Here is a 19,380-nt window from a genome sequence, read left to right as displayed (position 1 = left end):
GGTGCGGCGGGATGTCCGTCTGGTGGCGCCGCGACTGTGGGGTCGCCGGTGGTGCCTACTGGGCCAGCAGCGCCCGGTGCGCTTCCCGGCGTCGTGCCTGTTCGTCCGGATCAGGGACGGGCAGCGAGGCAATCAGCCGTTTGGTGTAGTCGTGCTGCGGCGCGCCCATCACCTGGCTGCCGATGCCCTGCTCCACCAGCTTGCCCTTGTACAGGACGCCCACCCACTGGGACAGGATGTCCACCACCGCGAGATCGTGGCTGATGAACAGTGCCGCGAACCCAAACTCGGCCTGGATTTCCTTGAAGAGTTCCAGGACCTTCGCCTGCACCGAAACGTCCAGTGCCGACGTCGGCTCGTCAGCGATCAGCAGCCGCGGGTTCAGGATCAGTGCGCGCGCCAGCGACGCCCGCTGGCGCTGCCCGCCGGACAGCTCGTGCGGGTACCGCTGGGCGTACGACGCCGGCAGCTGCACTGATTCAAGCAGCTCAGCAACGCGTTTGCGCGCCTGCGCCGGGCTCGGGTTGGTGTGGATGATCATGGGCTCCGCTACGCAGTCGCCGATGGTCAGCTGGGGGTTGAAGGACGCAGCCGGATCCTGGAACACGAAGCCGATATCCTTCCGAAGGGGCTTGAACGTCCGTTCCTTGAGGTTCAGCATCTCGTAGCCGAGTACTTTCAGGCTGCCGCCCGTGGTCCGGTTCAGGCCCGCGATGGCCCGGCCGATGGTGGTTTTCCCTGATCCGGATTCGCCCACCAGTCCAAAGACTTCGCCCTGGGACACGGTGAAGCTGACCCCGTCCACGGCCTTAAAGGCCGGCGTTCCCAGCCTGCCGGGGTACTCGATGGTCAGGTTGGTTGCCTCCACCAGCACCGGCGAACCCTGGTGGGCGCGTTCCCGCAGGCCCTCCGACGCCGAGTTCCGGCCCAGGTGGGGCACGGCGGCCAGCAGCTTCTTGGTGTAGTCCTGCTTGGGTTCGGCGAACAGCACCCGCACCGGCGCTTCCTCCACCACATCACCCTGGTACATCACCACCACGCGGTCCGCGAGGTCGGCCACCACGCCCATGTTGTGCGTGATCAGCACGATCGATGTGCCGTACTTGTCCCGGAGGTCCCGGAGCAGCTCCAGGATTTCGGCCTGGACGGTGACATCCAGGGCTGTGGTGGGTTCATCGGCCACGATGAGTCCCGGGTTCAGGGCCAGCGCGGCGGCGATCACCACGCGCTGCTTCTGGCCGCCGGAGAACTGGTGCGGGTAGTAGTTGACCCGATGCTCCGGATCCGGGATCCCCACTTTGCGCAGCGCCTCAATGGCACGGGCCTTGGCGTCCTTGGCCGAGACCCGCTTCCCGCCGGGACCGCCGGCATGGGCACGGATGCCCTCAGCAATCTGCCAGCCCACGGTGAACACCGGGTTCAGGGCCGTGGAGGGCTCCTGGAACACCATGGCCACATCGCGGCCGCGGATCTGCCTCAGCTTCGCGGCGCTGACGCTGATCACGTTGTTCCCGTTGATCAGGACGGCGCCCCCGCTGGTGGCGGTCTCAGGCAGCAGCCCGAGGATGGTTTTCGCAGTCACGGTCTTGCCGGAGCCGGATTCACCCACGATGGCCAGGACCTCGCCGGAGCGGACGTCCAGGCTCACATCCTTAACGGCGTAGACGTCTCCGCCGTCGGTGGCGAACGTGACTTTGAGGTGGTCGATCTCCAGTACGGGCTGGTCTACCGGCCTGGACTGGTCAGATACCGGATCAATATTGATGGTCACAGTCCTCTCACATCCGCTGCGATGGCGGCGTTGGCGGCGGCGGTTGATGGTCCCGGGGCGCCCTTGGCGCCGGCAGCCTTGCGGCCACGCAAGCGCGGATCGTTCAGGTCATTGATGCTTTCACCCACGAGGGTCAGTCCAACCACCGTCAGGACGATGGCCAGGCCGGGGAACACTCCGGTCCACCAAATGCCTGAGGAGGCGTCGGACATCGCCTTGTTCAGGTCAAAGCCCCATTCCGCCGCGGAGCTTGGCTCGATACCGAAACCGAGGAAGCCCAGGCCTGCCAGGGTGAGGATGGCTTCGGACGCGTTGAGCGTAAAGATCAGCGGCAGGGTCCGGGTCGCGTTCGAAAAGATGTGCCTGCTGATAATCCTGGCGCTTGAGGCGCCAACAACCTGGGCGGATTCCACAAACGGTTCGGCCTTGAGCCGGATGGTTTCAGCGCGGATCACCCGGAAGTACTGCGGTACAAACACTGCCGTGATGGCAAAACCGCAGGCGAGGATTCCGCCCCAGAAGCCAGACTGTCCCTTATTGATGGCAATCGACATCACAATAGCAACGAGGAGTGTCGGGAAGGCGTAAATTGCGTCAGCAATCACCACCAGCACGCGGTCCAACCAGCCGCCGAAGTAGCCGCTCACCAGTCCGAGGAACACGCCCAGGAAGATGGACATCAGCACGGCAGCAACAATCACTGCCAAGGCTGTCTGCGATCCCCAGATCATTCGGGACAGGACGTCGTAGCCACCCACCGTCGTTCCCAACACGTGCTTGCCACCGGGTTCGGCCTGGGCCGGGAACGAACCGGCGTCATCGGAAATCTGGGAATACCCGTAAGGCGCCAGCACCGGCGCAAAGATCGCGGCCACCACAAAAACAGCGCACAGGACGACGCCGATGAGCAGCATGGTCCGTTGCAGGCCAACGCTTTGGCGGATGTGGGACGAGACCGGAAGCCGGTCCAGCAAGGACTTCTTTTTCGGTTCCAAAACTGTGGTGCCCATCAATACCTCACTCGCGGATCAATCAGGGCAGCGGCAATATCCACCACGAAATTGGTGATCGCCACAATGACGGCCAGCAGCATCACGATGCCCTGGACAGCCACAAAGTCACGCGCGGTAAGGTACTGCGCCAGCTGATAGCCGAGGCCTTTCCACTCGAAGGTGGTTTCGGTCAGCACCGCACCGCCCAACAGCAGGGCAATCTGCAAACCCATCACCGTGATGATGGGGATCAGCGCAGGCTTGTAGGCATGCTTGGTCACCAGGCGGTATTCACTGACACCTCTGGAGCGGCCTGCCTCAACATAGTCCCTGCCCAGCGTGCCGATCACGTTGGTGCGGACCAGACGGAGGAAGACGCCCGCGGTCAATAGGCCCAGCGCGACGGCCGGCAGGACTGCGTGGTGGACGATGTCGCCAAAGGCTGCCAGATTGCCGCTGCGAAGGGCGTCCAGCCAGTAGACGCCGGTGGGCGCTGCCAGCCGGCCCATCGCCAATTCCGTTGTGGTGGACGCCCGGCCAGCCACGGGGAACCAACCCAGTCCTACAGAAAAGGTCAGCTTCAGCAGCAGGCCGGCAAAGAAAACAGGGGTGGCATAGCAAAGGATGGCGAACATGCGCAGGACAGCGTCCGGAACCTTGTCGCGTTTGTGGGCGGCGAACATACCCAGCGGTATTCCCACGAGCAACGCCACTATCACGGCGTTGATGCTCAGTTCCAGCGTGGCCGCACCAAACTTGACGAGCATCTCGATGACAGGCCGGCCATCTGAAATAGTCCGGCCGAAGTTTCCGGTGGCGACGTGGCCAAGGTACTCGATGTATTGGATGAACAGGTTCCGGTCATAGCCGGCCTGGTGAACCAAGGCGTCGATTTGTTCCTGCGGGAGGCGCCCGCCCTGGGCTGCGGTAATGGGATCGCCGGTGATCCGCATCAGGAAGAAAACGAGGGTGACGAGGATGAAGATCGTCGGGAAGATCAGCAGGAAGCGAATCAGGATATACCTCCCGAGGCCACCTCCCGCGGATTTGGATATGGGGGCCGCCACCGTTGGCGGCGGCGCATCTATCAAAGTGGCCATGCTGAACCTGCTTGGTCTGGAAATCGAAAATGTGGAGCTAACGCGTAGGAGGCAGGACCGGCCGGCCCCACCCCCTACGCAGGTATTTAGCTGTTACTTGGAAATGGTGCCGAGCCGGAACTTGAACGACGCATCAAGTGTCGAATCCACGCCCTTCACCTTGGTCCCCGAAACAGCCACCTGGGCCCCTTGCAGCAACGGCAGGGTTGAGATGTCCTTGGCCAGAAGGTTCTGGACCTCCTGGATCGTCTTCTCGCGCTCTGCCTTGTCGGCCGTAACGAGCTGCTTGGCGATCAGCGATTCGACCTCAGGGTTGGAGTAGTGGTTGTTCATGAAGCCACCGCCCACGAAGAAGGGTGTCAGGTAGTTGTCCGCGTCGCTGAAGTCCGGGAACCATCCCAGCTGGAAGACGGGGTAGCTGTCTTTCTTCGAGGCCGAGTTATACGTGACCCACTCGGTGGACTGAAGGTCAACAGTGAACAGCCCGCTCTTCTCCAACTGGTCCTTGACCATGGCGTATTCGTCACCGGATGACTTGCCGTAGTGGTCCGGGTTGTACTGCAGTTTGATGGTTACGGGACCGGTGATGCCGGCGTCGGACATGACCTTCTTGGCCTTGTCCAGGCTGGGTTTGCCCGAGCCATCCCCATAGGCCTGCTTGAACGATTCGTTGGCGCCCACGAAACCGGACGGGACGTTGGACCACATGGGCAGGTATGTGCCCTTGTAGACCTGATCCGAAATGGCCTGGCGGTCAATGAGGTTGGCAACCGCCTGACGGACGGCAAGCGCCTTCTTCGGGTCCGCTTCGGGAGCCTTGGCGCCGTACGGCATGGTGTCGTAGTTGAAGACGATGTACCGCATCTCACCGCCGGGTCCGACATGGACCGTGACGTTGGAGTCCTTCTTGAGGTCTTCGATGTCCGTGGCGCTCAGGCTGCGGTTGGCAACGTCGATCTGCCCGCCTTTGACCTCCAACTTCATGTTGGTCTGGTCGGTGTAGTACTTGATGGTGGCCCCTGCGTTGGCGGGCTTGCCCAGCACTCCCTTGTAGTCCGGCCAAGCCTTCAGGCTGACCAACGTGTTCTTGTTGTAGGAGTCAATGATGTACTGGCCGTGGAAGGCGTTGGCCTTGACAATTTCCTCGTCGCTGAGGAGCTTGTCTGCCGGGAACACTTCGTCGTCAACGATCGGGGCGGCCGGGCTGGTCAGAATCTGCGGGAACGTCTGGTCGTTGGCATTCTTCAGTGTGAAAACCACGGTGCTGGCATCAGGTGTGGCAATGGAATCGATGTTGGACAACAACGAAGCCGGCCCGTTGGGATCGTTGATGGCAGTCTGGCGATCAAAGGAGAACTTGACGTCTTTGGAATCCAGCACGTGCCCGTTGGCCCATTTGAGGTCGCTCTTGAGTTTGACGGTGAATTCGGTGGGCTTCGTGAACGACGACGATTCGGCCAGGTCCGGCACGGGATCGGCGCCACCGGGTTTGGAGTTCAACAAGAACGAGTAAATCTGGTTCATCACCATAAACGAACCGTTGTCGTACGAGCCCGCCGGGTCCAGTGCGGTGACTTTGTCTGTGGTCCCGTACGCAATGACGCTGCTGGCATTCTCCGATGCTGTGGTGCCACCCCCGCCGCCACCCGAGGGGCCCGTGCAGGCCGTCAATGCGAAGGCGGAAACGCCTGCGAGCGCGATTGCGCTGCGCAAGGCTTGAATGTTCTTGGTCATCTGTGAACTTTCTGTTCGATGAGTACGCGCTCGCCGCCCGCAAATGGGTGTCTTGGCTTGAGCGGGCAGCGCGCTGTCCTGATGCCTAGATTCAACCAGACGCCGGACTCACCAACCGGCTTTTTTGTGAGTTGAGACACAAAATTTACCTGACCGGGGTAAATTTGCTCCGCCTCAGAGCTCCGCGCGCTGCAACGACCGGGCAGCGTCGATGGTGGCCTGGCCCAGGACGCGGCTGCCCTGGTAGAGGACCACTGTCTGGCCGGGTGCCACACCGCGCAGCGGATCGGTCAACGTGACCAGCAGCTGGCGTGCACCATCGCCGGGCAGCATTCGCGCAGTTGCCGGAACAGGGTCCCCGTGGGCGCGGACCTGGGCATAGCAGTCAAACTCGGCGCCCGTTTCGATTGCCGCGATGGGCAGGCCGGCCCACGAGACCTTGATGCCGCGGATCTCGTCAATGGCCAGCAGCGCCTGGGGCCCCACCACAACCTTGTTTTCCTTGGGCCGGATCTCCAGGACGAACCTGGGCTTTCCATCCGACGCCGGGGTGCCGAGCTTCAGGCCACGGCGCTGCCCCACGGTGAACGCGTTGGCTCCCGGGTGCTCCCCCACCTTCGCTCCGGTCTCGTCCACAATGTCACCGGTGGTCATGTCGATCTTTTCGGCGAGCCAGCCGGCGGTGTCGCCGTCGGGAATGAAGCAGATGTCGTGGCTGTCCGGCTTGTTGGCCACGGACAGCCCGCGCCGTTCGGCTTCCGCGCGGACTTCGGCCTTCGAGGGGGTGTCGGCCAGCGGGAACATGGAGTGCTTGAGCTGTTCGTGGGTGAGGACTCCCAGGACGTAGCTCTGGTCCTTGGCCCAGTCCGCGGCGCGGTGCAGTTCGGGGTTGCCTTCGGCGTCCGTGATCACCTTGGCGTAGTGCCCGGTGCAGACGGCGTCGAAGCCCAGCGCGATGGCCTTCTCCAGCAATGCCGCGAACTTGATGCGCTCGTTGCAGCGCATGCACGGATTCGGTGTGCGGCCGGCAGCGTACTCGTCAATGAAGTCCTGGACCACGTCCTCCTTGAAGCGCTCGGAGAAGTCCCACACGTAGTACGGGATTCCGAGCACGTCGCACGCACGCCAGGCGTCGCGGGAATCTTCGATGGTGCAGCAGCCGCGGCTGCCCGTCCGCAGGGTGCCGGGCATCCTGGACAGCGCAAGGTGAACGCCGACGACGTCGTGCCCGGCCTCAACGGCACGTGCTGCGGCAACGGCGGAGTCGACTCCACCGCTCATGGCTGCTAGAACTCGCATACTGGCTTTCTTTAGGGTTTCGGGGGATGCCGGCAGAGGGCGGCTGCCGTTCAACCGGCGGCCGCAGGAATAGCACAATGCCTGCCGCACCAGTCTATCGCCACGCCGATTCCTCCCCAAAAGACCCTTGACCCAGCGGCCCTAAACTTCTAAAGTCAAGCTTAGTGGTTTTAGACTTCGAGCACACACCAGCGGGAATAGGGCGGACATGGCTGAGGACATTGCTACTGCGGGGGACATTGTGATTGCCGGCGGCGGACTGGCCGGGGCCACCGCGGCCAAGACCCTGCGGGCGGAAGGCTTCAAAGGCCGGGTGACCATCATCGGCGCAGAGCACCATCCTCCCTATCTGCGGCCGCCGCTGTCCAAGGAGTATCTGCTGGGCAAGGCCGCCGAGGACGCCGTCCCGGTGGTGCCGCCAGGCTGGTACGCGGAGAACGACGTCGGCCTCCGCCTGGGTGCCCGCGTCACGGGCATCCGGCCGGGCGCCAGGACCGTGGAGCTGGACGACGGCAGCACACTGCCATACGATTCCCTGCTGCTCGCCACCGGGGCAACGCCCCGCACCCTCCGGCTGCCCGGAAGCGACCTGGCCGGGGTATCCACCTTCCGCACCCTGGACGACAGCCGTCGGTTGCGCAGCAGCCTGGCGGCGGGCGGCAGGAACGTGGTGATGATCGGCTCCGGCTGGATCGGTATGGAACTGGCTGCCGCTGCCGCCACGTACGGCAACAACGTCATGCTCCTCGGACTGGAAGAGATCCCCCTGGCCGGGGCCATCGGCCCTGACCTCGGACGGTTCTTCCGCAGACTCCACGAAGCCAACGGCGTGAGCTTCCGGCTTCCTGCCTCAGCGCGGGAACTCACCGGCCACGGCGGCGCTGTCACCGGGGTGGTCACCGATTCCGGGGAGGCGCTCCCTGCGGACATCGTGGTCATCGCCGTCGGCGTGGTTCCCGAGACCGGACCAGCGCAGGCGGCCGGCCTCGCCCTGGACAACGGGATCCTCACGGACGCGTCCCTGCGGACCAGCACGCCCGGCATTTTTGCCGCCGGCGACATCGCCAACGCCCTGCACCCCTTCACCGGCCAGCACCACCGCAGCGAGCACTGGTCCAATGCCCTGAACGGCGGAAAGGTGGCCGCCAGGGCCATGCTCGGCCAGGATGCAGTCCTGAGCACCATCCCCTACTTCTACACCGATCAGTACGACGTCAGCATGGAGTACTCGGGCTTCCCGGCCCTGGCGGCGGGCGCTGAGCCGGTGATCCGGGGGTCACTGGAGGGCAAGGAGTTCATCGCGTTCTGGCAGCAGGATTCCAGGGTGGTGGCCGGGATGAGCGTCAACTGGCCGCGGAAGCCGCAGCCCGGCGCGCAGAAGACCATCAAGGCCCTTATCTCGGCCAGGACCCGAGTCACAGCGGAGCGGCTGGCCGACAGCTCCGTTGGGCTTGATCAGCTCCTGCCGGAGGAGGCCTGACGCGCCACGGTTCCCGCAGTCTGGATCGATGATTCATGCCCGGCCATCCCTGCCTGGCGGGCGCGCTGGTACGCGCCGGGGAGGGCCGCCAGCAAGGCATCCACGTCCGCGTCGGTTGAGGCATGCCCCAGCGTGAAGCGCTGGGCGCCACGGGCTGTCTCCTCGTCCAGCCCCATGGCCAGCAGCACGTGGGACGGGCGCGGGACACCGGCCGTGCAGGCGGATCCCGTGGAGGATTCCACCCCCACCAGGTCCAGCAGGAACAGCAGCGAATCACCTTCGCAGCCAGGGAACGTGAAATGCGCGTTGCCGGGCAGCCGACCCTCCCCCGGGGCGCCGCGGAGTGCAGCCTCGGGCACCCGCTGCAGAACGCCGTTGATGAGCCTGTCCCGCAGGGCCGCGATCCTCGCGGACTCGGCGGCAAGCCGTGCGGTGGCGGCCTCGGCGGCGGCAGCGAAGGCGGCGATGGACGCCGTGTCCAGCGTCCCGGAGCGCACGTCGCGTTCCTGGCCGCCACCGTGCTGCACCGGAGTCAGCTTGACGGCCCGCCCCAGCAGGAGGGCGCCGACTCCCACCGGTCCGCCGATCTTGTGCCCGGAAACGGACATCGCGTCCAGCCCGGAGGCCTTGAAATCAACGGGCAGCGAGCCGAAGGCCTGCACGGCATCCGAATGGACCGGCACTCCGGCGGCGTGCGCCAGCTGCACAATCCTGTGCACCGGCTGGATGGTGCCCACTTCATTGTTGGCCCACATGACCGTCACGAGCGCAATGGTCCCGGGGTCCCGGGCCAGCTCGGCGGCGAGGACGTCCAGGTCCACCACGCCCTCGCTGTCCACCGGAAGCCAGGTGACAATGGCACCCTCGTGCCGCTCCAGCCATTCCACAGTGTCCAGCACGGCATGATGCTCGACGGCGGAGCAGAGGATGCGGCGCCGTGCCGGGTCTTCGCCGGAACGGGCCCAGTACAGGCCCTTCACGGCAAGGTTGTCCGACTCAGTGCCCCCGGATGTAAAGATGACCTCGGAGGGATGGGCGCCGGCCGCCGTCGCAATGGCTTCCCTGGCGTCCTCCACGGAACGGCGGGCACGCCGGCCCGAGCCGTGCAGGGACGAAGGATTGCCGGTGCGGGCAAGTTCCCGGGTCAAGGCTGCCAGCGCCTCGGCGGAAAGTGGCGTAGTGGCTGCATGATCGAGGTAGACGGGCACGCCTCAATTCTAGCGGCGCCCAAGGCGGTACACCCGCGGCCCCGGCCCATCAGGTGTCAGGGCGGGGTGATCCTGGCGCAGCACTGGCCAGGCTCGCTGTTCGGCGCTATACGATCCTCCGGCTCCCCACACGCCGCAGCCGCGCCCTGCAGAAAGGATCCGTTCATGGCGCAGACCACGTCAGGGTGCCCGTCCGAGAGGCGATGGAACGGGCAGTTCACCAGCACAAAGCCGCCGGCGCCGTCAGGCCTGGGCTCGTAGCCCTCCCCCGCCAGGAAGTCCGCCAGGCTTGCGGCGCCGGCGGCCAGCACCTGGCCCTTGCCGTACGACGCGGCCAGCAGGGAGTTGCCCACGGCTCCGCCGGTCGCCGTGGAGTGCTCGATCGCAGCGACCAGCAGCTCAGCGGCAAGGTCATAGTTGCGGTCCGGCACGGAAGCGCCGACTTCACTCGTTGATTTCCGGTACATCTTCGCCGGCCGCCCGGATCCAGGACCCGACTTCCCGGCTGCCTTGTGGAATTCCACCGCCAGGAGTCCGTCCTGGACCAACCTGTCAAGGTGGAAGGACGCCGTGCTTCTTGGCAGGCCGAGGGCCAGCGCGGCCTCATCGCGCCCGACGGCGGACTCGGAAGCGGCAACCAGTTCAAAAAGCTGCCGGCGCTTGACGTCGCCCAAGGAAGCCACGGCCGCCATGCGGCGGCCCCACGGAAGTCTGCGCACCCTGTACCCCTACTCTAAAAACAACATCCATTGCTTAATAGTGTTAATCCTTCTAAAATAATCATACCTACTTTTAGAAGGAGTCCACCATGACAACCAGCGCGAAAATCACGGCAGGCAGTCGTCTACAGGCTATGGCACCGGACAGGCAGGCCTTCTTCCTGCTGCGCACTGTGTTCACCGTCGCACCGATTCTCTTCGGGCTGGACAAGTTCACCAACATCCTGACCGACTGGACCATCTACCTCGCGCCGGTTGCCACCTCCGTGGTGCCGGTGTCGGCGCAGACCTTCATGTACATCGTCGGCGTCGTGGAGATCGCCGCCGGTATTGCAGTGGCCGTCCGGCCGCGGTTCGGTTCCCTGCTGGTGGCCGTCTGGCTGCTGGGCATCATCATCAACCTGCTGGTCCTGGGCAGCTTCTACGATGTTGCCTTACGGGACTTCGGCCTGCTCGTGGGCGCGCTGGCACTGAACCGCCTTTCCCCCGCCGGGTCCTGGCGCAGGCATGGTAAGTAGCCGGCAGCGCTAGTTCGACGGCGGAACCATACGGAGGCGTTCTGCGACGTCGGCCCGGGCGGCTGCCAGTGTCGCATCGTCCGGGCAGGCCACCGAAATATAGACCGACGAAGCCGCGGTGCCGAACACCCGGGCCATAACGGCGGTGGCCCTGACGCCCGCTTGGCCGGGTTTCTCCAGCGCCAGCACTTCAGCCGATGGCCCCGGTTTGCCGGCCTCACCGCCCCACCGCAGCGTCGCTGTCTTCAGATAGCCGGGCAGGATGGTCGGGTCCAGGTACGTGAAGAGGCCAACAGTCGACTCCTTGTCGTCCTGAAGCGCCAGCGACGCCTGGTTTGTGCGGACCTTAGCTGCCACCAGACAGCCATCCGCCTTCACGAATTGACTCTCGCCGGCCACGTTCTCCTTGACCTGCTGCCAGCCGGGTGCATCCTTGAGTCCGTCCGAGACCCCCACGGGGATCCCGGCGGCCAGGGAACCGCCAGCGGAGAACGGCATGTCCTTTGCGGCCACCGCTTCTGCGTCATGGCCCGAGGTGATGGTAGGGGTGGCCAGGGCGGTGACGGTTGGCTCCAGTTTCGGGGCAGCCGGATCGGGAACGTCAACACTGCAGCCTCCCAGTACCGTCACGCCGAGCAGCGCCCCCGCCACGAGTACAGCCGCCTGCGCCTTCACGTCCACCCCAATATGTTCGCCCGGACGGCCCGCCTGCCGTCATCCTCAAAGAGTCTAGACGCCGGGCCGCGGGAACCACTCAGGCGTGCGCAGACGTTGTGTGGGAAGGCCGTAAACTGGGGCCCACCGGGCTGCATGCCGTGGACTGGCCAGCGAAGAAAAAGGATGAGTGCTTGACCGAGAGCAGCAACTCCTACTACGAGGTGCTCCGCGTCGCCGCGACGGCCACCGACAAGGAGATCAAGGTGGCCTACCGCCGGGCCGCGAGAAAGGCCCATCCTGACCATGGCGGGGACGCCGCCGCTTTCCGGCAGGTGACGGCAGCATACGAAACCCTGATCGACCCGACGCGCCGGAAGGCCTACGACCGCTCGTATGCCGCAGGAACGTCCCGCAACACCGACGATTCCGCCGCGGGGCCGCACTTTGATGCGCCGGCGGCGGGCAGCTATGCCTCTGCCACCGTGCACCGGACCACCACGCCCCGGAACACCGCGGGTGACCCGCCCCTGTACGTCCCGCCTTACGATGCTGCGGCTTTCGGGGCGTCCGGCACGGTGCCGCTCATCCCGTTCGCCCAGGCCAGCCAGCAGGTCCACGGGATGCCGCGCAAACGGGGCATTTTTGGCGCCGAGGCCCGGATCCAGCGCGAACTGCGCACTGTGCAGCTCATCACCCGCCAGGTTCTGCCCGCGATCCCTGCGGCCCGGCTGGTCAACGGTCTGCAGTCCCCGGCCGATAACAGCCACATTGACCACGCACTCCTGTCCGGCTACCGGCTGGCGCTGATCGGGTCCATGCTGCTCCCGAAGGGCGCCTACGCCTGGGACGGGCAAACCCTGAGGCACGGCGGACGTTCCATCGCGCCGCCGCAACTGGCCCACGTTGTCCGGGCCATGCAGGACATCTTCCCGGAACTGAACGTCACCGGCTGGACAGTCATCCACAGCGCCGACGGCAACCTCCACGAACCCGTCATCGACCGCCACCGGCGTACAGCGGGCAGCTCCGAGACCATCCAGGTGGTCAACGCAGCAGGCCTGGTCCGCGGTCTCAAGCACTTTCTCTCCTCCGGTCCCACGCCCAACACCGTCAACGTGTCCGTACTGGCCAGGCTGCTTCGCGGCATGCACTGAACCGTTGCATGTGCTGGTAGCGGGCGCTGAACCGTTGACCCGGATTGGTTGACTAGGATTGGACGGTGTTCCGAATCCTCTTCCATGCCCCCGAAATCCCCGGCAACACCGGCAATGCGATCAGGCTCGCAGCCATAACCGGCGCCCAACTGCACCTGGTGGAACCCCTCGGCTTTGATTTCTCCGATGCCAAGCTCCGGCGCGCCGGCCTTGACTACCACGACCTCGCGGTCGTCACCGTCCACAAAAGCATCGAGGACGCCTGGCGGGAACTGCAGCCGGAGCGCGTGTACGCCTTCACCTCGGACGGCACCGCCAGCTACGCGGACATCGCCTACCGCCCCGGGGACGTCCTGATGTTCGGCCAGGAATCAGTGGGCCTGCCGGAACATCTCAAAAGCGATCCGCATGTCACGGCCACCGTGCGGCTTCCCATGCTGCCCTCCCTCCGTTCGCTGAACCTGGCCAACGCGGCGTCCATTGCCGTCTACGAGGCCTGGCGCCAGCAGGGATTTTCCGGCGCCCAGATCTGAGCGCCAGTTCCGGACGCCCGCGGCCCATCCGCAGGGCTGCCCGCACCGAATCACTCCTGACAGCAATTCCAGGGCGACGAAGGAGCGGCAGGTGACACTGCTAGAGACGAGGCGGACGGTACCGTCGGCTTTCCCCTTTCCCGGGGGCAGCACCGGCCGCGATGCTCAGGTTTCACCGCCGGGCGACTTATGCTGGGTAGTGATGGAAACTCCCAACGCGCCAAACTCCGAGGCCCCGGCCGCAGTCACAGACTCACCGGCGGATCTCAGCAAGCGCTTGGCCGGACTACTGGCCCGCATAGCCGACGGCGATCAAGCAGCATTTGCCGAGTTCTACCAATTCACCTCCCGCAGGGTCTTCGGCATGGCGCGGCGGGTGCTCATCGATCCCGAACTCAGCGAAGACACCACGCAGGAGGTTTTCCTCCAGGTCTGGCAGAATGCGGCGAAGTTCAACCCGGAAGCGGGCAGTCCGCTCTCGTGGCTGATGACCATTTCCCACCGCCGGGCCGTGGACAAGGTCCGCTCCTCGCAGTCGGCCACGGACCGTGAAGCCAAGTACGGCGCCAGCAGCCAGGACGTGGACCACGACTCCGTTTCCGCCGAAGTGGACAGCCGGCTCGAGGCCGAGGCGGTGGTCCGGTGCCTGGAAACGCTGACCGATACACAGCAGGAATCCGTGCGGCTGGCCTACTACGGCGGCCTCACTTACCGCGAAGTCGCGGAAAAACTGAACGCAGCAGTACCCACCATTAAGTCCCGCATCCGCGACGGACTGATCCGCTTGAAGACCTGTCTGGGGGTGAGTTGAGATGACAGAAATGAATAGTCAGGGAGGCACCCGCCGTCCCGGCTCGTTCGGAACTGAGATCGCCGCCGACCTGGAATCCGGGCGGGCCGTGGATCTCGCCGAGCTCTATGCCCTGGACGCGATCAGCGATGCCGAACGCGCCGCCATTGACCGCTACATCTCCGCTGCGCCCGACGCCGAGCGCAGCGCCTTCTTTGAGCGTGTCCGCCAGGCAAGGGAGACTCTCGCGTCGTCCTTCACGGCTGAGGCGGAACCTCCTGCGGATCTTTTCGCCCGTATCGTGTCGCAGTTGCCATCGCTCGCGCAGCTGCCTGCCGATGGGCCCACCGAAGTCATTGCTGCGCCTGCCGCGGCAGCCACGCCGTCCCCACAGCCGCCGGCAGAAGCCATGGATGAGCTCGCCGCTGCCAGGGTCCGCAGGGAAGAACGACGCCGGCCTGTCGGGGCCCGCCGCTGGCTCACCGCAGTCGCCGCCGCCGCCGTGATCGCCCTTGGTGGCGTGGGCGTGGGCGCCTACATCACGGACCAGAACGACCCCCTGAACCAGGTGGTCCGTGCCGCCGACGTCCGCGAAGCATCCGTTCCTGTCTCCGCCGGCGGCACCGCCACAGTGCTGATTTCGTCGTCGAAGGATGCCGTGGTGGTCAAGATGAACGGTGTACCCGCACCGCCGGCCGGCAAGGTTTACCAGATGTGGCTGATCCCGAAGGACGGCTCGGCACCGGTTTCCCAGGGCCTGATGGACGAGGCAGCCCTGTCGAAGCCTGCGGTGGTGAAGGGCATTGCATCCGCTGCAGCGCTCGGCATCACCGTGGAGCCGGTGGGCGGTTCGGCCACGCCGACGTTCCCCACCGTGGCTGCCGCACCTCTGGGCGCCTAAGACCGGGGCGGCTGCGCCAGAGGCCAGCCGCCCACCGGAAGTCCTAGAAGCCGGCGATCGTCCCCGGGCCGTTGACGGCGACCACGTGGAAGGCTTCGGCGCTGCGGCCGTCGGCAAAGCCCGCACGCCGTGCGTTCAGGTACATGCCGTTCCGCACCGCCACTTCCATGGCGCCGACGTCGGGATGCTGGCTCACGTGCACGTGGATCGCGTCGAGCTTGGCGTCCACATGGTCGGTAACATCCTCAAAGTGGTTCTCCCGCTCTTCGGGCCCGGCATAGAGCCACAGCCACGGCAGCTTGTAGGCCGCGAGGCCTGCCTCGGCCAGCTCCGGATAGGCGAACGGGTTTTCGACCGCAGGGTATACAGCCCGGGTCACGGCCTCCCCCACGGCAAGGTGGTCCGGGTGGCTCTTCTGGAGGCGGTTCCAGTTCCGTTCCGGATGCATGGCGAGCACGACGTCGGGGCGGAGTTCCCGGATCAGCTGCACAACACCTTTCATTACCTCGTGCGTCGGTTCAAGGTAGCCATCGCGCTCATGGAGGTAGTGGATGTCGGTCACGCCCACGAGTTCGGCTGCCCGGCGCTGCTCGGCCGCCCTGAGGGCGATGATCTCGGCCCGCTGCCCCGGGTCGAAGCCGCCCGCGTCGCCGTCGGTCATGATGCAGTAGCTGACGTGGATTCCCGCGGCCGTCCAAGCGGCGATAGTGCCGGCCGCACCGAAGTCGATGTCGTCCGGATGGGCGGCGAAACAGAGCACCCGCCCAATCCGGTGGATGTCCGGGTTGAACGGGCTCTGCGCTGAAACAGCAGGATCGGTCAAGGATCAGCCTTTTCGCTTCTTGATTTCTTCGGTGGCCTGCGGAAGGACATCGAAGAGGTCCCCGATGATGCCAAAATCGGCGATTTCGAAGATCGGCGACTCGGCGTCTTTGTTCACGGCCACGATGACCTTCGCTGTCTGCATCCCGGCTTTCTGCTGGATGGCACCGGAAATGCCGGCCGAGATGTAGAGCTGGGGCGACACGGTCTTGCCGGTCTGGCCCACCTGGGCGTCGTGGCTGATCCAGCCGGCGTCCGTGGCTGCACGGGAGGCCCCGACGGCGGCACCGAGGGCGTCCGCAAGCTGCTCCACAGGACCGAAGTCGCCGTCCACTCCGCGACCGCCAGCCACCACGATGCGGGCGTCCGACAGATCCGGGCGGCCGCTGGCCGCCTTCTGCTCGCGGGCGGTGACGCGGGCCGCCGCGGCCGTACCGTCGGCCGGAACTTCGACGATGGACGTCTCCGGCGCGGAAGCCACGGATGCCGGCTCCGGCGTGACGTTGTTGGCCTTCACCGTCAGCACGGAAACCGCCGTGGTGGCCCTGGCAGAGGTGGTGTAGGACCCCGCGAGGACCGACTTGTGGGCTGTACCGTCGGCGTCGACCGCCACAACGTCGGTGATGACGCCGGCGTTCAGCCGGATGCCGAGCCGCGCCGCGATCTCTTTGCCTTCTGGCGAGTTGTCCAGGAGCACCGTGCCGGCCCTGGCGGCACCCGCGGCGGCCGCGAGATAGGCTGCCTTCGCCGAGACTAGGTAGTCATCCAGGTCCTGGGCGGAGGGCCTAAAAACGGCAGTGACGCCATATTCGGCGAGTGTGGCCGATACATCCTGATGCAGATCGCCGTTCACGGCAACAGCGGTCTCTCCGAGGGAACGTCCCAGGGTGAGCAGTTCGAGGGTGCTCTTCTTCAGGGCATCGCCGGGGTTGTCAATGAATACGAGTACGTTTGCCATGTCTGTGATCCCTCTTAGAGCAGCTTCTGGGCGGCGAGGAAGTCGACGAGCTTGATGCCGGCGTCGCCTTCGTCGGTGATGATGGTTCCGGCGGTGCGCGGCGGGCGTTCCTCGGCAGCGGTCACCGTGGTCCAGGATCCGGCGTGGCCCACGTGTGCGGGATCAACTCCGATGTCGGCCAGGGACAGGGTGGTGATGCTCTTGCGCTTGGCCGCGATGATGCCCTTGAAGTTGGGGTAGCGCGGTTCGTTGATCTGGTCCGTCACGGAGACCACCGCGGGAAGCGTTGCTTCGACGGTCTCCGAGTAGGTGTCGGCGTCGCGGCGCGCGGTGAGCCGGCCGCCGTCGACCGTCAGCGAGGACGCGAAGGTGACCTGCGGCAGACCGAGGCGCTCGGCTAGCTGGGCCGGGACCAGGGAAGTTTCGCCGTCGGTGGACGCCATGCCCGTGAGGACAAGGTCCACCGGCGCGCCGGTGCCAAGATGGCGGATGGCGGCCGCGAGCGCGAGCGACGTGGCGGCGGCGTCTGAGCCGGCCAGTGCACTGTCCGTGAGGTGCACGCCTTCGGTGGCGCCCATCTGGAGCGACTTCTTCACCGCGTTCACGGCACCGGACGCGCCCATGCTCAGCGCAATGACCTGGTTGCCGGCCTTTGCCCCACCGCGGGCCTCAGCCAGCTGCAAAGCCGCCTCCAGCGCGTATTCGTCCAGCTCGGAAAGGATGCTTTCGTCACGGTCCGCGGTGTAGCCCTCGCCGGTGAGGTGTCGGTCGAACTGTGCGTCCGGTACATGCTTGACCAGGACGATGATCTTCAATGTCTCTTCCACTGTGTTTACAGCAGCCTTCCATGCTTGTGGACAGCCAGCCGGATGGGGTCATGGCCTCGGAACGCCCGGGATACGGGTAGATCCTAGCTAACCATATAGCCGCCCGCCGTTGCCGTCCCGTTAACGCCTGTGTCACGGCACTGCCCGGGCGTGCGGCGAACACGTACGACGACGGCGGCGATCACCTTGGGTGATCGCCGCCGTCCGCGTTTATGGTTTGCCGTGCGCCCTGCTGTTCAGGCCTACTGGTCCGCCGCGGTGCCGAGCGTGACGTCCAGTGTCTGCTCCTGGCCGTTGCGCAGGACGGTGAGCTTGACGGTGGAACCGCCGGCCTGCTCACGGACGGCCGCTGTGAGCTGGTTGGGCTCGCTGATGACCAGGTCGTTGAACTTGATCACCACATCGCCCACCTTGATACCGGCCTTGGCGGCAGCCGAATTCGGCTCGACCGTTGCCACGTCGGCACCTACGGAGAAGCCCGAGGACGAGCCGCTCGACGACTTTTCCTTGACGCTGACACCCAACTGGCCGTGGGAGGCCTTGCCCGTATCAATAATCTCCTGTGCCACCCGTTTTGCGTGGTTGATGGGGATGCTGAAGCCCACTCCGATATTTCCGCCGGTGGTCGAAGAATCGGAGCCGGCGGACGCGATGGCGACATTGACGCCGATGATCTCACCCTTGGTGTTGACCAACGCTCCGCCGGAGTTGCCGGGGTTGATGGCGGCATCAGTCTGGATCACATTGATGGAGATGGAACCCTGATTGGCGGTGCTTTGGCCTTGGCCACCGTTTGGCGGGGCGAACTGGAAGCCCTGATCGCCGCCCTGGGAAGTGTCGCCTTCCTTCGGTGCCGCCGAGGACGCCACACTAATGGTCCGGTTCAGGGTGGAGACGATGCCGTCAGTGACCGTTCCGGTCAGGCCAAGCGGAGAGCCGATGGCGATGGCCGTGTCGCCGACGTTGAGTTTGCCCGAGTCACCGAGTGTGGCTGCGGTCAGCCCGGACGCGTTGTCCACCTTGATGACCGCAAGGTCAGAAAGGGGGTCAGTGCCCACCAGTGTGGCCTTGAGGACCTTGCCCGCGCTGGTCCGGACCTCCAGGGCTGCGTTGGCGCTCTGGCCATCGAGCGTCACCACGTGGGTGTTGGTCAGGATGTGGCCTTCGTTGTCCATAACGATGCCGGAGCCCGTGCCGCCCGAACTGCCGCTCGTGGCACTGATGGTCACCACGCTCGGTGACGCCTTGAGCGCCGCAGCCGTGATGGCGTTGACGTCGTCCTTGTTGTTGACAATCACGGTCTCAGACTGGCTGCCGCTGCTCGTGGCCGACGGCGAGCCATTGTTGAAGAGGTTGCCCGAACCGACCGTGGCCACGCCACCACCCACAAGGCCGGCCGCCAGGATGCTGGCCACCAGGGTCCCGACGCCGAACGAGGCTTTCCGGCGGGGCGCGTCGGCCGGGTTCGGGGCAGCGTTGTACTGGCCTGCATACCCCGGAACAGCGGAATGTGCTCCGTGCTGGCCGTATTGCTGGCCGCCGGGCCAGGAGGCGCCGTACGGACCGGGGGTCTGCTGGCCCGGACCCTGCTGGCCCGGTGTTTGCTGGCCGTAGAACGGCTCGCGGGGAGGGAAGACCGGACGGGGTGCACCCGGCAGCGGCTGGGTGGGGTTTTCGGGTGCCCCGGACCGGTCCAGTTGCTCGGTCGGATTAGCCTGACCGGCAGCGTCACTGCGGACCTCCGCAGGGTTCTGGTCCGCATTCCGGCGCTCATCCGGATTGCGGTTCTCCGGCGCTGCACCCTGGGTTGGGTTCTCAGTCATTGGACTTCCTTTCATCCTCGTCTGCATTAACTATGTACCGTCTGGCTGGACCTGGGGCGAACGTTCGCTGGGAGGTTCCTGAGAGACTGAAAAT

Annotated in this window: 18 protein-coding genes; 6 read left to right on the top strand and 12 right to left on the bottom strand. The window is 65.4% G+C overall.

Annotated elements, in window-relative coordinates; translation table 11 throughout:
• Positions 1 to 55 precede the first annotated feature (55 nt).
• The 5 genes from NFC73_RS02610 to mnmA all read right to left on the bottom strand — a co-directional run bounded on the left by NFC73_RS02610 (position 56) and on the right by mnmA (position 6,896).
• A complete protein-coding gene (locus NFC73_RS02610) occupies positions 56 to 1,771 on the bottom strand; it encodes an ABC transporter ATP-binding protein (protein WP_254747390.1) in 1,716 nt (571 codons plus the stop codon).
• Positions 1,768 to 2,781, bottom strand: a complete 1,014-nt coding sequence (locus NFC73_RS02605; protein ID WP_254747388.1) for an ABC transporter permease — start codon at positions 2,779 to 2,781, stop codon at positions 1,768 to 1,770. The genes NFC73_RS02610 and NFC73_RS02605 overlap by 4 nt, the downstream gene beginning before the upstream one ends.
• Complete coding sequence (locus NFC73_RS02600) at positions 2,781 to 3,863, bottom strand: ABC transporter permease (RefSeq protein WP_254747386.1); 1,083 nt, start codon at positions 3,861 to 3,863, stop codon at positions 2,781 to 2,783. The genes NFC73_RS02605 and NFC73_RS02600 overlap by 1 nt, the downstream gene beginning before the upstream one ends.
• Before the next feature lie 93 nt (positions 3,864 to 3,956).
• Entirely contained in the window at positions 3,957 to 5,597 is a 1,641-nt protein-coding gene (locus NFC73_RS02595) for an ABC transporter substrate-binding protein (protein ID WP_254747384.1), read from the bottom strand.
• A 174-nt stretch (positions 5,598 to 5,771) separates the two neighbouring features.
• On the bottom strand, positions 5,772 to 6,896 hold the full coding sequence (gene mnmA, locus NFC73_RS02590; RefSeq protein ID WP_305884500.1) for a tRNA 2-thiouridine(34) synthase MnmA: 1,125 nt from the start codon (positions 6,894 to 6,896) through the stop codon (positions 5,772 to 5,774).
• A 208-nt stretch (positions 6,897 to 7,104) separates the two neighbouring features.
• Between mnmA and NFC73_RS02585 the strand changes: the two genes are divergently transcribed.
• On the top strand, positions 7,105 to 8,376 hold the full coding sequence (locus NFC73_RS02585) for an NAD(P)/FAD-dependent oxidoreductase (protein WP_254747381.1): 1,272 nt from the start codon (positions 7,105 to 7,107) through the stop codon (positions 8,374 to 8,376).
• Here the strand turns inward: NFC73_RS02585 and NFC73_RS02580 are convergent.
• Positions 8,352 to 9,584 (bottom strand): cysteine desulfurase family protein, encoded by a 1,233-nt coding sequence (locus NFC73_RS02580; protein WP_254747379.1) that lies wholly within the window; start codon positions 9,582 to 9,584, stop codon positions 8,352 to 8,354. The genes NFC73_RS02585 and NFC73_RS02580 overlap by 25 nt on opposite strands.
• Before the next feature lie 56 nt (positions 9,585 to 9,640).
• Positions 9,641 to 10,303: a helix-turn-helix transcriptional regulator gene (locus NFC73_RS02575; RefSeq protein ID WP_254747377.1), complete on the bottom strand. Its 663-nt coding sequence runs from the start codon at positions 10,301 to 10,303 to the stop codon at positions 9,641 to 9,643.
• An 89-nt stretch (positions 10,304 to 10,392) separates the two neighbouring features.
• On the opposite strand from NFC73_RS02575, the gene NFC73_RS02570 reads away from it, so the two are divergent.
• Positions 10,393 to 10,821, top strand: a complete 429-nt coding sequence (locus NFC73_RS02570; RefSeq protein ID WP_254747375.1) for a hypothetical protein — start codon at positions 10,393 to 10,395, stop codon at positions 10,819 to 10,821.
• Between the two features lie 9 nt (positions 10,822 to 10,830).
• Here NFC73_RS02570 and NFC73_RS02565 read toward each other — a convergent pair whose 3' ends face one another.
• The gene (locus tag NFC73_RS02565) at positions 10,831 to 11,502 is read right to left on the bottom strand and encodes a hypothetical protein (protein WP_254747373.1); all 672 of its coding nucleotides are present in this window, start codon (positions 11,500 to 11,502) and stop codon (positions 10,831 to 10,833) included.
• Between the two features lie 167 nt (positions 11,503 to 11,669).
• Between NFC73_RS02565 and NFC73_RS02560 the strand changes: the two genes are divergently transcribed.
• From NFC73_RS02560 to NFC73_RS02545, 4 genes are all read left to right on the top strand, one after another.
• Entirely contained in the window at positions 11,670 to 12,632 is a 963-nt protein-coding gene (locus tag NFC73_RS02560) for a J domain-containing protein (protein ID WP_254747371.1), read from the top strand.
• Positions 12,633 to 12,697: 65 nt separating this feature from the next.
• Complete coding sequence (locus tag NFC73_RS02555) at positions 12,698 to 13,165, top strand: tRNA (cytidine(34)-2'-O)-methyltransferase (RefSeq protein WP_058931909.1); 468 nt, start codon at positions 12,698 to 12,700, stop codon at positions 13,163 to 13,165.
• Between the two features lie 202 nt (positions 13,166 to 13,367).
• Positions 13,368 to 13,976: an ECF RNA polymerase sigma factor SigK gene (gene sigK, locus NFC73_RS02550; protein ID WP_254747369.1), complete on the top strand. Its 609-nt coding sequence runs from the start codon at positions 13,368 to 13,370 to the stop codon at positions 13,974 to 13,976.
• 1 nt (position 13,977) lies between these two features.
• Positions 13,978 to 14,856 carry an anti-sigma factor gene (locus NFC73_RS02545; protein WP_254747367.1) on the top strand — a complete coding sequence of 293 codons (879 nt, stop codon included), beginning with the start codon at positions 13,978 to 13,980 and terminating at the stop codon, positions 14,854 to 14,856.
• A 43-nt stretch (positions 14,857 to 14,899) separates the two neighbouring features.
• On the opposite strand, the gene NFC73_RS02540 is transcribed toward NFC73_RS02545, so the two are convergent.
• The 4 genes from NFC73_RS02540 to NFC73_RS02525 form a co-directional block, all read right to left on the bottom strand.
• A complete protein-coding gene (locus NFC73_RS02540; protein ID WP_254747365.1) occupies positions 14,900 to 15,679 on the bottom strand; it encodes a PIG-L deacetylase family protein in 780 nt (259 codons plus the stop codon).
• 3 nt (positions 15,680 to 15,682) lie between these two features.
• Entirely contained in the window at positions 15,683 to 16,636 is a 954-nt protein-coding gene (locus tag NFC73_RS02535) for an electron transfer flavoprotein subunit alpha/FixB family protein (protein ID WP_254747363.1), read from the bottom strand.
• Positions 16,637 to 16,650: 14 nt separating this feature from the next.
• Entirely contained in the window at positions 16,651 to 17,451 is an 801-nt protein-coding gene (locus tag NFC73_RS02530) for an electron transfer flavoprotein subunit beta/FixA family protein (protein WP_254747549.1), read from the bottom strand.
• A gap of 254 nt (positions 17,452 to 17,705) precedes the next feature.
• Entirely contained in the window at positions 17,706 to 19,286 is a 1,581-nt protein-coding gene (locus NFC73_RS02525; RefSeq protein ID WP_254747361.1) for a trypsin-like peptidase domain-containing protein, read from the bottom strand.
• Positions 19,287 to 19,380: the final 94 nt, after the last annotated feature.

The organism is Pseudarthrobacter humi (assembly GCF_024294965.1).
Classification (GTDB): Bacteria; Actinomycetota; Actinomycetes; order Actinomycetales; family Micrococcaceae; genus Arthrobacter; species Arthrobacter humi.
The sequence above is the reverse complement of the archived record's forward strand: the minus strand, read 5'-3'. Positions and strand labels throughout refer to the sequence as shown.

Bases quoted from the DNA above. Each gene is read 5' to 3' on its own strand.
- NFC73_RS02605 (WP_254747388.1), bottom strand. From the start codon at position 2,781: ATGGGCACCACAGTTTTGGAACCGAAAAAGAAGTCCTTGCTGGACCGG.
- NFC73_RS02600 (WP_254747386.1), bottom strand. From the start codon at position 3,863: ATGGCCACTTTGATAGATGCGCCGCCGCCAACGGTGGCGGCCCCCATA.
- NFC73_RS02595 (WP_254747384.1), bottom strand. From the start codon at position 5,597: ATGACCAAGAACATTCAAGCCTTGCGCAGCGCAATCGCGCTCGCAGGC.
- mnmA (WP_305884500.1), bottom strand. From the start codon at position 6,896: ATGCGAGTTCTAGCAGCCATGAGCGGTGGAGTCGACTCCGCCGTTGCC.
- NFC73_RS02585 (WP_254747381.1), top strand. From the start codon at position 7,105: ATGGCTGAGGACATTGCTACTGCGGGGGACATTGTGATTGCCGGCGGC.
- NFC73_RS02570 (WP_254747375.1), top strand. From the start codon at position 10,393: ATGACAACCAGCGCGAAAATCACGGCAGGCAGTCGTCTACAGGCTATG.
- sigK (WP_254747369.1), top strand. From the start codon at position 13,368: ATGGAAACTCCCAACGCGCCAAACTCCGAGGCCCCGGCCGCAGTCACA.
- NFC73_RS02545 (WP_254747367.1), top strand. From the start codon at position 13,978: ATGACAGAAATGAATAGTCAGGGAGGCACCCGCCGTCCCGGCTCGTTC.
- NFC73_RS02535 (WP_254747363.1), bottom strand. From the start codon at position 16,636: ATGGCAAACGTACTCGTATTCATTGACAACCCCGGCGATGCCCTGAAG.
- NFC73_RS02525 (WP_254747361.1), bottom strand. From the start codon at position 19,286: ATGACTGAGAACCCAACCCAGGGTGCAGCGCCGGAGAACCGCAATCCG.